Source organism: Citrobacter sp. MGH106, from assembly GCF_001037495.1.
Lineage (GTDB): Bacteria > Pseudomonadota > Gammaproteobacteria > Enterobacterales > Enterobacteriaceae > Citrobacter > Citrobacter murliniae.
Map to the genome: position 1 here is coordinate 187,105 of NZ_KQ089823.1, position 12,317 is coordinate 199,421.

The 12,317-nt window shown below is 51.9% G+C and carries 9 protein-coding genes, 1 pseudogene and 1 riboswitch; of the genes and pseudogenes, 5 read left to right on the plus strand and 5 right to left on the minus strand.

Annotation, left to right across the window (positions count from 1 at the left end):
- Positions 1–223 precede the first annotated feature (223 nt).
- A riboswitch (M-box (ykoK) riboswitch) is annotated at positions 224–407 on the plus strand.
- 55 nt (positions 408–462) lie between these two features.
- The gene (locus SK36_RS20540; RefSeq protein ID WP_048222986.1) at positions 463–1,476 is read left to right on the plus strand and encodes a magnesium transporter; all 1,014 of its coding nucleotides are present in this window, start codon (positions 463–465) and stop codon (positions 1,474–1,476) included.
- A 37-nt stretch (positions 1,477–1,513) separates the two neighbouring features.
- Here the strand turns inward: SK36_RS20540 and SK36_RS20545 are convergent, their stop codons facing one another.
- Complete coding sequence (locus SK36_RS20545; protein ID WP_048222989.1) at positions 1,514–2,707, minus strand: BaiN/RdsA family NAD(P)/FAD-dependent oxidoreductase; 1,194 nt, start codon at positions 2,705–2,707, stop codon at positions 1,514–1,516.
- A 229-nt stretch (positions 2,708–2,936) separates the two neighbouring features.
- On the opposite strand from SK36_RS20545, the gene pitA reads away from it, so the two are divergent.
- Positions 2,937–4,436, plus strand: coding sequence for an inorganic phosphate transporter PitA (pitA, locus tag SK36_RS20550; RefSeq protein ID WP_045448605.1), 1,500 nt, complete (start codon positions 2,937–2,939; stop codon positions 4,434–4,436).
- Positions 4,437–4,508: 72 nt separating this feature from the next.
- Here pitA and uspB read toward each other — a convergent pair whose 3' ends face one another.
- On the minus strand, positions 4,509–4,844 hold the full coding sequence (gene uspB, locus SK36_RS20555) for a universal stress protein UspB (RefSeq protein ID WP_003023371.1): 336 nt from the start codon (positions 4,842–4,844) through the stop codon (positions 4,509–4,511).
- A gap of 393 nt (positions 4,845–5,237) precedes the next feature.
- Between uspB and uspA the strand changes: the two genes are divergently transcribed.
- Both uspA and dtpB read left to right on the plus strand, forming a co-directional pair.
- Positions 5,238–5,675, plus strand: a complete 438-nt coding sequence (gene uspA / locus SK36_RS20560) for a universal stress protein UspA (protein WP_003023368.1) — start codon at positions 5,238–5,240, stop codon at positions 5,673–5,675.
- A gap of 282 nt (positions 5,676–5,957) precedes the next feature.
- Positions 5,958–7,426, plus strand: a pseudogene (gene dtpB / locus SK36_RS20565) (dipeptide/tripeptide permease DtpB).
- A gap of 87 nt (positions 7,427–7,513) precedes the next feature.
- On the opposite strand, the gene SK36_RS20570 reads toward dtpB, so the two are convergent.
- The gene (locus tag SK36_RS20570; RefSeq protein ID WP_048222991.1) at positions 7,514–8,017 is read right to left on the minus strand and encodes an RrF2 family transcriptional regulator; all 504 of its coding nucleotides are present in this window, start codon (positions 8,015–8,017) and stop codon (positions 7,514–7,516) included.
- A 230-nt stretch (positions 8,018–8,247) separates the two neighbouring features.
- On the opposite strand from SK36_RS20570, the gene SK36_RS20575 reads away from it, so the two are divergent.
- Positions 8,248–9,447 carry an NAD(P)/FAD-dependent oxidoreductase gene (locus SK36_RS20575; protein WP_048222994.1) on the plus strand — a complete coding sequence of 400 codons (1,200 nt, stop codon included), beginning with the start codon at positions 8,248–8,250 and terminating at the stop codon, positions 9,445–9,447.
- Between the two features lie 50 nt (positions 9,448–9,497).
- Here SK36_RS20575 and rsmJ read toward each other — a convergent pair whose 3' ends face one another.
- A complete protein-coding gene (gene rsmJ, locus SK36_RS20580) occupies positions 9,498–10,259 on the minus strand; it encodes a 16S rRNA (guanine(1516)-N(2))-methyltransferase RsmJ (protein WP_048222997.1) in 762 nt (253 codons plus the stop codon).
- Positions 10,260–12,302 (minus strand): oligopeptidase A, encoded by a 2,043-nt coding sequence (prlC, locus tag SK36_RS20585; RefSeq protein WP_045448615.1) that lies wholly within the window; start codon positions 12,300–12,302, stop codon positions 10,260–10,262.
- Between the last annotated feature and the right edge of the window lie 15 nt (positions 12,303–12,317).

Sequence of the window (12,317 nt, forward strand, 5' to 3'; positions counted from 1 at the left end):
TGTTGTCATCATCAGCGTTCCTGGCCGGAAATGAAACACGCATACTCATAACTGCTATCTATTGAATACTAACACCTGGATTCGATATGTCTATTCGGTTGTAGTTTCCAGTTATGCCCTACCGCGCTCCGACTCAGAAATTATTCCGTATATCAACGATTGATAAACAAACGTAACTATAAACATAATCAATAATTAGACATACCTATAATAGCGGCTCATTTACCGATCTCGTTATGGCGAGGCTCCTGCACAAATATAAGTTACCGCCCTGCTGGTATCGAGAGAGACCACTCAGGGAAATACAGGCATCCATCGAATCAAGGTGTTGCCAAGGTAACTTCTGACGATCTCACCATCGGACAGATACGTTGTTCAGTGCTAAAACCAGGACGTAGGGATCTGCCTGTGCTAATCCTGTCTTGTTCGCCCCTATGAGAGCTTTTTATAGGGAATTACACCATGTCATCTATGCAACTCTGCGCCACCCATCTTCCTGAGCCGGATTTTAATGGCGATGCCATCGCGCAGTATATGCGTACCGATTTTATTACCCTGCCGGATCATCTCAGCGTGAACGGTGCCCGTGAATACTTTGTCTCACAGCTCACGACGGATGATATTCCTGGTCAGGTTTTTGTGGTTGCAGGGAAAGCGCTACGCGGGGTGTTATCCGTCAAGCGCCTGCTGCAGGAAAAAGATACGTCGCTGAACATCAACCATATTATGGACAGCTGTCTGTTCCATGTTAAGCCTGATGATGAACGGGCAATGGTCGTTGCCGAGCTAGCCGAGCGTGAACTCGATCTGGTTGCTGTAGTTGAGAAAGGCGATCTGGTCGGCTGTCTGATGGAAAAAGAGATAGCCCATCTACAGGAGGATGATGTTACCGAAGACGTACAGCTTCAGGGAGCGACACTGCCGCTGGAGAAACCCTATCTGGAAATTAGTCCGTGGACATTGTGGAAAAAACGTTCGGTCTGGCTCCTGCTGCTGTTTGTCGCGGAAGCCTACACAAGTAGTGTAATTCAGCACTTCGAAGAGGCGCTGGAATCAGCGATCGCGCTGGCCTTTTTTATTCCGTTGCTAATTGGTACCGGCGGAAACAGCGGTACACAGATCACTTCGACGCTGGTACGTTCAATGGCGCTGGGAGAAGTGCGGCTACGGGATATGGGCCGGGTGATCCGCAAAGAGGTTTCAACTTCCTTGCTGATCGCCCTGACGCTAGGTCTGGCAGGCTGCGTACGCGCCTGGATGATGGGCATCGGCATGGAAATCACACTGATCGTCAGCCTGACACTGGTTTGCATTACGCTGTGGAGCGCCGTGGTGTCATCAGTGATCCCAATGTTGCTCAAGCGTATTGGCATTGACCCGGCCGTCGTATCCGCGCCGTTTATCGCCACGCTTATCGACGGTACCGGGTTGATTATCTATTTTAAAATTGCCCAGTATTTTCTTGGCCTGAACTAATATAGCGCCCGGTAACTCAGGTTATCGGGCATCACATTCACGCAGACACCAAATCCTGCGCACACGCCCAGGCGCTCGACCATGCCCACTGGAAGTTATACCCGCCCAGCCAACCAGTGACGTCCATCACTTCACCGATAAAATAGAGACCTGGTACTTTACGCGCTTCCATCGTACGTGATGACAGCTCATTGGTATCCACGCCGCCCAGCGTGACTTCCGCCGTGCGATACCCTTCTGTGCCGTTTGGCTGCACGCGCCATTCGGTCAGGGTTTCCACCAGTGCCTGCTGATCGCGCACGTTAAGCTGTTTCAGCGTCACATCCGGAAGTTGCCCTAACTGCTGCAAACACTCCACCAGACGTTTGGGCAACTGCATCGCCAGTGTGTTCTTCAGGCTCTGATTAGGGTGTGCGCTACGCTGTTCGTCGAGGAAAGCCTCAAGGTCTACATCGGGCAACAAATTAATGCTGACAAATTCACCTGGCTGCCAGAAACTGGAAATCTGTAAAACCGCCGGACCTGAAAGGCCACGGTGCGTAAAGAGCAGGTTTTCACGAAACACAGTGCCGTCTTCAGCGGTGATAACGGAAGGTACTGACACGCCAGAGAGCACCTGAAGCTGCTCCAGTAGCGGCTTGTGCAGCGTAAAAGGCACCAAACCTGCACGCGTCGGCAGCACGTTCAGACCGAACTGTTCAGCAATTTTATAACCAAACGGCGAAGCGCCAAGACCCGGCATGGATAGCCCTCCGCTCGCAATAACCAGCTTTTTCGCACTGACCGTCATGCCGTTCAGCAAAATCTGGAAGCCGTCATCATCACGCGCTACGCTCAGGACTTCGCTACGTAACCGCATTGTAACGTTACCTTTTTCGCATTCTGTCACCAGCATATCGACAATTTGCTGAGCAGAGTCGTCGCAGAACAACTGACCGAGCGTTTTTTCATGCCAGGCAATGCCGTGTTTGCCGACCAGATCGATAAAATCCCATTGCGTATAGCGAGCCAGCGCTGATTTGCAAAAATGCGGGTTTTGACTCAAATAAGCCGCCGGCTCCACATAAAGATTGGTAAAGTTACAGCGCCCCCCGCCAGACATGAGGATCTTGCGCCCAGGCTTTTTACCATTATCAATCAGCAGTACGCGACTACCTGCTTGTCCTGCCTGCGCGGCACAGAACATACCCGCTGCGCCAGCGCCTATAATAACGGTATCAAACCTTTCCACGTTGCGATCCTCTCTAAAAAGCGGGCGTGAATTGTAAAGATTCCTCAGTGGTCGCACCAGCACCAAACTATCAATAATAGGTATTTATCTGAATTCTATAGGATAATTCTTTAGTGGTGTAAAACAAAGCAGGAGATATATCAAAAAAACTCTATATTTCACTTTGCCCGCGCCGCCAAAGTCACTGATAATGCGCCGCGTTCATGTCCTCAAAATGGCGTAACGTCCTATGCTACATTTGTTTGCTGGCCTGGATTTACATACCGGGCTTTTACTATTGCTTGCTCTGGCTTTTGTGCTGTTCTACGAAGCAATTAACGGCTTCCATGACACAGCAAATGCTGTCGCAACCGTGATCTATACCCGTGCAATGCGTTCGCAATTGGCGGTTATCATGGCTGCGGTATTCAACTTCTTTGGTGTTTTGCTGGGTGGTCTCAGCGTAGCTTATGCCATCGTGCATATGCTGCCAACGGATCTGCTGCTCAACATGGGTTCCTCACATGGCCTCGCCATGGTGTTCTCTATGCTACTGGCGGCAATTATCTGGAACCTCGGTACCTGGTACTTTGGTTTGCCTGCATCCAGCTCCCACACGCTGATTGGCGCGATCATCGGTATTGGTTTAACCAATGCGCTGATGAACGGCACTTCGGTGGTGGACGCACTTAACATCCCGAAAGTTATCGGTATCTTTGCCTCGCTTATCGTCTCGCCGATTGTCGGTCTGGTGGTTGCAGGCGGCCTCATTTTCATTCTGCGTCGTTACTGGAGCGGTACTAAAAAACGTGCCCGTATCCACCTGACGCCAGCGGAACGTGAAAAGAAAGACGGTAAGAAAAAACCACCTTTCTGGACGCGTATCGCACTGATCCTCTCTGCTATCGGCGTGGCGTTCTCCCATGGCGCGAACGACGGACAGAAAGGCATTGGTCTGGTGATGCTGGTACTGATTGGCGTAGCGCCTGCAGGTTTCGTAGTGAATATGAACGCCTCCGGTTACGAAATTACTCGTACCCGCGATGCTATCAATAACGTCGAAACCTTCTTCCAGCAGCGTCCTGATCTGCTGAAGCAAGCCACTGGCGTAGATCAGCTCATTCCGTCGCCGGAAGCTGGCGTGCCAACGCAAGCTAACGAGTTCCATTGCCACCCGGCAAATACCATCAACGCGCTTGAGCGTGCAAAAGGTATGCTGGCGAATCTGGAAACTTACGACAAGTTAAGCGTTGAGCAGCGCGGACAACTGCGCCGCATTATGCTGTGCATCTCCGATACCACCGATAAAGTGGTTAAGCTGCCTGGCGTAAGCGCTGACGACCAGCGTCTGCTGAAGAAACTGAAAACCGACATGCTGAGCACCATCGAGTATGCGCCTATCTGGATCATTATGGCCGTTGCTCTGGCTCTGGGCTGCGGTACGATGATTGGCTGGCGTCGTGTGGCGACCACTATCGGTGAGAAAATTGGTAAGAAAGGCATGACCTATGCTCAGGGGATGTCGGCGCAGATGACCGCCGCTGTCTCTATCGGTCTCGCCAGTTATACCGGTATGCCTGTTTCCACCACCCACGTTCTCTCCTCTTCTGTTGCGGGCACGATGGTTGTTGACGGTGGCGGCTTACAGCGTAAAACAGTGACCAGCATTCTGATGGCCTGGGTCTTTACCCTGCCTGCGGCGATTATTCTTTCTGGGGTGCTGTACTGGCTCTCCCTGAAGCTTATCTAAGCGAATGCACAGTAAAAAAGCGGGCCAGGAAACTGACCCGCTTTTTTTATATCTGCCGTAGAGTGACGTGGCTTAGTGCCAGATTATCAACGCAACCATACTGATTAATACCAGGCCGCATAACGCGCTGGTGAGAATGAACTGACCGCGAACCCGCTCACAGCGGCGTATAAATTCATCATCATGATGATCACGGTAGCGCTGCGCGTAGATATACCACACCAGCCGCATCTGCTTATTGGGTTGCCCATGCGAGGTAAAAAAGCCGCCTCCATCTACATACTGGTAGAGCAATGGATCGCAACCACGAAGTACGACTAACAGTGCGCGCAGCGAAGAAAAATAGCGCGCCATATTAACAATGCAAACGACACATAAAGCCCAGAATAATGCAATGGTGCTTATCATATCCCCTCCCCGGCGACCCGCCCACGGAACTCCTCTCCGGGGCTACCGCTACCCGATACCCTGCCAAACCATTCAGTGAAGAGTGCTACCGAAACCGCTCGTGTTTGTATCTCGTATCCGAACGCCTCTCTAGATAGTGTAGGAGATTAGTTAATTTTTTTGCCAGAAGGTTAATCACTATCAATGCAATTAGCTGAAAAATTTGTTTAACTAATTGGCAATCAAGGCGGATTGACGGATTATCCCGGTCGCTATAATGTAAGGATAGTCCTTAAATGGTACGTCTTTACGACTGGGCTAGCCCCGCGCACAACGTTCGCAGGACGCGGATGACGCGGCGGCAAATGAACGCCAGAAGGCTAGTCATCGACAACTTATGGAAGGAGTAACACTATGGCTTATAAACACATTCTTATCGCGGTTGATCTTTCTCCGGAAAGTAAAGTTCTGGTTGAAAAAGCGGTCTCTATGGCGCGGCCTTACAATGCAAAAGTCTCCCTTATCCACGTTGACGTAAACTATTCCGATCTGTACACCGGGTTAATCGACGTGAATCTGGGTGATATGCAGAAACGTATTTCTGAAGAAACTCATCACGCGTTAACCGAGCTGTCCACCAATGCTGGCTACCCTATCACCGAAACCCTGAGCGGTAGCGGTGACCTGGGTCAGGTTCTGGTTGATGCCATTAAAAAATACGACATGGACCTGGTCGTTTGTGGTCATCACCAGGATTTCTGGAGCAAGCTGATGTCCTCCGCACGTCAACTGATCAACACCGTTCACGTCGACATGTTGATTGTTCCGCTGCGTGACGACGAAGAAGCATAAAATGCTTGCCGCCGGGAAGTAACCCGGCCTGCTGCAAACATTTACGCCTGTAAGCGCCCGCCTCTGCGGGCGTTTTTGTTTTTATCCCTTCGGCACTTATCAGTACATCAACCCAACAAATAAATCATAATTAGTGTGATCAACTAATTGGATCGAAAACTATCTCTATAATAATCTACTCTCGCGGCTAATCTCCGCAGTCTATAACAAAATAAGACTTTTTCGGCGCGTTTTAGCATACGCGTTCATACTTTTCGGGATGGCTTTGAAAGGCGAAGGAATATGAATACAAGTGCACCTACGGGCTTGCTGCAGCAACCTCGTCCGTTCTTCATGATCTTTTTTGTAGAATTATGGGAACGATTTGGCTATTACGGCGTTCAGGGCATCCTGGCGGTTTTTTTTGTTAAGCAACTCGGGTTCTCCCAGGAACAGGCGTTTATCACCTTCGGTGCGTTTGCCGCATTGGTGTATGGCCTAATCTCCATTGGCGGCTATGTCGGCGACCACCTGTTAGGGACAAAACGCACGCTGGTTCTCGGTGCTATTGTGCTGGCAATTGGCTACTTCATGACCGGGATGTCACTACTCAAACCCGATCTGATCTTTATCGCGCTGGGTACTATTGCCGTAGGCAACGGGCTGTTTAAAGCTAACCCGGCAAGTTTGCTGTCAAAATGCTATCCCCCAAAAGATGCCCGACTGGACGGCGCCTTCACCCTGTTTTATATGTCGATTAACATCGGTTCGTTGCTGTCGCTGTCGCTGGCACCGGTAATTGCCGATAAGTTTGGTTACGCCGTTACCTATAACCTGTGTGGTGCCGGACTTATCGTCGCGCTGCTGGTCTACTTTGCCTGCCGCGGGATGGTGAAAGACATTGGTTCTGAGCCAGACCATAAGCCGCTGGTATTCCGCAACCTGCTCTGTGTGCTGGCCGGTACGGTGGTAATGGTGTTTATCTGCGCGTGATGCACAACGTTAAAATCGCTAACCTGGTACTGATCGTTCTGTCGATTGTTGTGACTATTATCTTCTTCCGCCAGGCATTCAAACTGGATAAAACCGGGCGCAACAAGATGTTTGTGGCCTTTATTCTGATGCTGGAAGCGGTGGTGTTCTACGTTCTGTATGCGCAGATGCCGACGTCACTGAACTTCTTTGCCATCAATAACGTACATCATGAAATTTTGGGCTTCGCCATCAACCCGGTTAGCTTCCAGGCGCTGAACCCGTTCTGGGTCGTTCTTGCCAGCCCGGTACTGGCAGCGATTTATACCCGTCTGGGTAACAAAGGCAAAGACCTGACCATGCCGATGAAGTTTACTCTCGGTATGTTCTTGTGCTCACTGGGATTCCTGACTGCCGCCGCTGCCGGCATGTGGTTTGCTGATGCACAGGGCCTGACATCGCCGTGGTTTATCGTACTGGTGTACCTGTTCCAGAGCCTGGGTGAGTTGCTGATTAGCGCCCTGGGACTGGCAATGGTCGCCGCACTGGTGCCGCAGCATCTGATGGGCTTTATTCTTGGGATGTGGTTCCTGACGCAGGCAGCAGCCTTCCTGATGGGGGGTTACGTTGCGACGTTCACCGCAGTACCGGAAAACATCACCGACCCGTTACAGACATTACCTATCTACACCAACGTGTTCAGTAATATCGGTCTGGTAACGCTGGCAGTCACAGTGGTGATGGCGATTATGGTGCCGTGGTTGAACCGGATGATTAATACGCCAAGCACCGAACAATAATACTCAGTGCCGGATGGCGGCTATCGCTTGATCCGGCCTGTATTCAACATGCCCGATACACCTTTCGCTATCGGGCATTTCCAACCGTTATCCTTTGCGCGCGTCAATCCACTCCTGCACTTCAATGACAAAAGTGTCCGGCGCTTTGCGGTACATCTTGCGGGCCAAATCCAGAATTGTGTGCTGGCCGAGCGCTTCTTCCATCCGCTGCTGAGCCATATCCATCACTGAACGCACACCGCAGATCCCTTCACATGCCCACTCTGGCGGTTGCTCGTCAAATACCGCCAGTCTTTGGCGTATTTCACGGCATTCAAAAATGCGCTTATCGCCATCAATCGCGTTTACCACATCCAGCACCGTAATATGTTCAGCTGGTTTGGCGAGCTGAAAACCGCCGCCCTTACCCTCGATACTGCGCACCAGGCCCGCTTTCGACAGGCGGGTAAATATCTTGGCCAGATAGTCATACGGCACACTTTGCAATTCAGCAATTTCCCGAACGCTCATATCCCGCGCGTCGCCTCTACTGTCGACCATACACATCAGGCTATGAATGCCGTACTCAACCCCGGAACTGTAGAATGCCATTATCTTATCTCAGCCAAAATTAATCTGAGTTATTGTAGCTTTTTCAACTGAATCTTGCCATAGACCGCGTACACACGCGCTGAAACTAAAAAATAAATAATATAAATATCAAATAAATAGTTTCATTTAAGCACCTTGTTCCCTTCATATTTTGCAAATCGCATTGCATTTAATAACTACGACCAATAAAATCCGAGTAAATAAATCGTGATGACCAGTGAGAAAACCGAATGCGTAAACAAATTCTGATCGTAGGCGCCGGCTTTGCCGGTATGTGGGCAGCGCTGAGTGCCGCGCGCCTGGCAGATAAACACCAGCAATCCATTGATATAACAGTTATTGCACCCCAGCCAGAGCTGCGTGTTCGCCCCCGTTTTTATGAAAACAACGTCCAGACGCTGGTCGCACCTCTGCAACCGCTGTTTGACGTAACTGGCGTAAAATTCCTCAGCGGCACAGTATCTCAGTTGCTTGTGCAATCAAAAGAGGTGAGCTGGACAGATGCGGCTGGCAACACGCAACTGCTCGGCTACGACCGATTGATTCTGGCAAGTGGCAGCCAGGTAAACCGTTCAATGGTCGCTGGAGCGGCTCAGCACGCTTTTGACCTCGACCAGCTGGAAAGCGCAGCCGTACTGGAGCAACACCTGAATGATCTGGCACATCAGCCAGAAAGTGAGGCACGCAATACCGTAGTAGTGTTCGGCGGCGGTTTTACCGGCATCGAAATGGCGCTGGAGTTACCTGGCCGTCTGCGAGAAATTCTTGGTGCTGATGCTAAGACCAGAGTTGTCGTAGTTGAACGAGGCGCACAACCAGGCGCACGCTGGAGCAAAGCGTTGCGCGATGTGATTGCTGAAGCCTCCGCTGAGCTGGGTGTAGAGTGGCTGGTAAATGCAGAAGTCGAAAGTGTGGATGCTTCTGGTGTCACACTGAAAGACGGGCAAACTATCGGTTCACACACCGTTATCTGGACGGTCGGTGTGCAGGCAAACGGTTTGACGGCGCAAATTGACGCCCCGCGCGATCGCCAGGGTCGTCTGCACGTAAATGCAAATTTGCAGGTGGTGGGACATGACGATATTTATGCCACTGGCGATGTGGCGTACGCCGCCACCGATGACAAAGGCAATCATGCCTTAATGACCTGTCAGCATGCCATTCTGCTGGGCAAATTTGCCGGTAACAATGCCGCAGCAAGCCTGCTCGACGTGCCGTCGCTGCCGTACCGCCAGGAAAACTACGTCACCTGCCTGGATCTTGGCGCATGGGGTGCGGTGTATACCGAAGGTTGGGATCAGCAAGTGAAACTGACCCGCGCAGAGGCGAAGAAGTTAAAACTGTCGATCGTCAGCGAGCTGATTTATCCGCCGAAGGCTGATAAAGCGGTCGCGTTTGAGATAGCCGATCCGCTGGCACCGTTTGTGTAATCGGAATTGCCGGATGCGGCTAACAACCTTATCCGGCCTCTACACGCTACTTAACCATGAATTGACGGCGTTCCGGCGTAAATATCAAACCGGTGTCCTTTGGTCACCACTGCGTTGGGAGTTGCGATATCTGCAAGCGGTGGGGCGTAATCCGGGCGCTTCACCACCACGCGTTTGGTGGCAAGCTGGCGAGCAGGCTCCAGCAGGCCATCAGCGTCTAAATCCGGGCCCACCAGCGACTGAAACACGCGCATCTCTTTTTTGACCAGCGCGCTTTTCTGCTTATGCGGGAACATCGGGTCAAGATACACCACCTGTGGACGTGGAGTGATATCGGTTAGCGCCGTCAGACTGGATGCGTGGATCAACTGCAACCGTTCCTGCAGCCATGGACCAATCTCAGCATCGGCATAGCCACGCGTCAGACCATCGTCGAGCAGCGCCGCAACAACCGGATTGCGCTCCAGCATCCGCACACGACAGCCAACAGATGCCAGCACAAAAGCATCACGTCCCAGCCCCGCCGTGGCATCCACCACATCCGGCAAATAATCACCTTTAATGCCGACCGCCTTTGCCACCGCTTCGCCGCGTCCCCCGCCAAATTTGCGCCGATGGGCCATTGCCCCACCGACAAAATCCACGAAGATGCCGCCAAGTTTTGGCTCATCACGTTTGCGCAACTCCAGATGCGACGTCGTCATCACCAGCGCCATCAGATTGTCTTCATCCTGCTCCAGTCCCCAGCGGGTAGCCAGAACAGATAAGGCGCCGTTTCCGGCGCCCGTCTCATCAATTAAGCAGATCTTCACTTACGCTTTAATACCATAGTGTTCAAGCATCGCATCCAGCTCCGGCTCACGGCCACGGAAGCGTTTGAACAGCTCCATCGGTTCTTCAGAGCCGCCACGAGTCAGAATATTATCGAGGAACGACTGACCGGTTTCACGGTTGAAGATCCCCTCCTCTTCAAAACGAGAGAAAGCATCTGCTGCCAGTACGTCTGCCCACAGATAGCTGTAGTAGCCCGCCGCATAACCACCCGCGAAAATATGACTGAAGGCGTGCGGGAAACGACCCCAGGCAGGCCCCGGAACAACGGCAACCTGCTTTTTGATCTCTGCCAGGGTTTCGAGAATTTTCGCCCCTTGCTGCGGATTAAACTCGGCGTGCAGGCGGAAATCGAACAAACCGAACTCCAGTTGGCGCAGAATGAACAACGCTGCCTGGTAGTTTTTCGCCGCCAGCATTTTATCCAGCAGCTCTTTCGGCAACGGTTCGCCGGTTTCATAATGGCCGGAGATAAACGCCAGCGCTTCCGGCTCCCAGCACCAGTTTTCCATAAACTGGCTCGGCAGTTCGACCGCATCCCACGGCACACCGTTAATACCGGAAACACCTGCAGTTTCGATGCGGGTCAGCATATGGTGCAAGCCGTGACCGAACTCGTGGAACAGGGTAATCACTTCATCGTGAGTAAACAGCGCCGGTTTGCCATTAACCGGACGGTTGAAGTTACAGGTCAGGTAAGCGACCGGTTTTTGCAGCGTGCCGTCGGTTTTACGCATCTGGCCAACGCAGTCGTCCATCCACGCCCCGCCACGTTTGTTTTCACGCGCGTAGAGATCAAGATAGAAGCTGCCACGTAGCTCATTGTTTTCGTCATACAGTTCGAAGAAGCGCACTTCCGGATGCCAGACATCGACGTCTGAGCGCTCTTTAGCGGTAATGCCGTAAATGCGCTTAACCACCTCGAACAGGCCGTTAACGGCTTTGTTTTCCGGGAAGTACGGGCGCAGTTGCTCATCGCTGATGCTGTAAAGGTGCTGCTTTTGCTTCTCGCTGTAGTACGCGATATCCCACGGTTGCAGCTCATCAACGTCAAATTCAGCTTTGGCAAAAGCACGCAACTGGGCCAGCTCTTTTTCACCCTGCGGACGCGCGCGTTTCGCGAGATCTGTCAGGAAGTCGAGCACCTGCTGCGGGTTTTCCGCCATTTTGGTGGCGAGTGATTTATAGGCGTAGCTGTCAAAACCCAACAGTTGAGCCAACTCGTGACGCAACGCGAGGATCTCTTCCATGATCGGGCTGTTGTCCCATTTACCCGCATTTGGCCCCTGGTCAGAAGCGCGGGTTACATAGGCGCGGTACATCTCTTCGCGCAACCCCTGGTTGTCACAGTAGGTCATCACCGGCAGGTAGCTCGGGATATCCAGCGTCAGCAAATATCCTTCCTGCTCTTTGGCTTCTGCCTGCGCTTTCGCGGCAGCCAGCGCACTTTCAGGCATTCCTGCCAGCGCTTTTTCGTCGGTAACAAGTTTCGTCCAGCCCATGGTGGCGTCGAGAACGTTGTTGCTGTACTGGTTGCCCAACTCAGACAGACGCGTGGCTATTTCGCCATAACGCTGCTGTTTTTCCTTCGGTAAACCGATACCAGAAAGCTCGAAATCACGCAGCGCGTTATCGACAGCTTTTTTCTGTGCAGTATTCAGAGAGGCGTAATGAGCACCATCTCGCAAATCACGGTACGCTTTGTACAGACCTTCGTGTTGCCCAACCCAGGTGCTGTATTCGGACAACAGTGGTAGCGTCTGTTCGTAGGCTTCACGCAGTTCCGGGCTGTTTTTCACCGAGTTCAGATGGCTTACCGGAGAGAAGATACGCCCCAGTACATCGTCCACTTCCGCCAGTTTTTGGCAGAGATTTTCCCAGGTGTACGGTGCACCCTGCGCAACCACTCGCTCAACGTTTTCACGGCAATCATTCAGTGCCTTAGTCACTGCAGGCACAACATGCTCAGGCTGAATTTTGGAAAACGGCGGCAGTTCGAAGGGCGTCAGTAATGGATTTGTCATATGCACAGTCCTGGT

Excerpts from the sequence above, each read along its gene's own strand:
- SK36_RS20540 (WP_048222986.1), top strand. The coding sequence starts at position 463 with ATGTCATCTATGCAACTCTGCGCCACCCATCTTCCTGAGCCGGATTTT.
- pitA (WP_045448605.1), top strand. The coding sequence starts at position 2,937 with ATGCTACATTTGTTTGCTGGCCTGGATTTACATACCGGGCTTTTACTA.
- uspB (WP_003023371.1), bottom strand. The coding sequence starts at position 4,844 with ATGATAAGCACCATTGCATTATTCTGGGCTTTATGTGTCGTTTGCATT.
- uspA (WP_003023368.1), top strand. The coding sequence starts at position 5,238 with ATGGCTTATAAACACATTCTTATCGCGGTTGATCTTTCTCCGGAAAGT.
- SK36_RS20570 (WP_048222991.1), bottom strand. The coding sequence starts at position 8,017 with ATGGCATTCTACAGTTCCGGGGTTGAGTACGGCATTCATAGCCTGATG.
- SK36_RS20575 (WP_048222994.1), top strand. The coding sequence starts at position 8,248 with ATGCGTAAACAAATTCTGATCGTAGGCGCCGGCTTTGCCGGTATGTGG.
- prlC (WP_045448615.1), bottom strand. The coding sequence starts at position 12,302 with ATGACAAATCCATTACTGACGCCCTTCGAACTGCCGCCGTTTTCCAAA.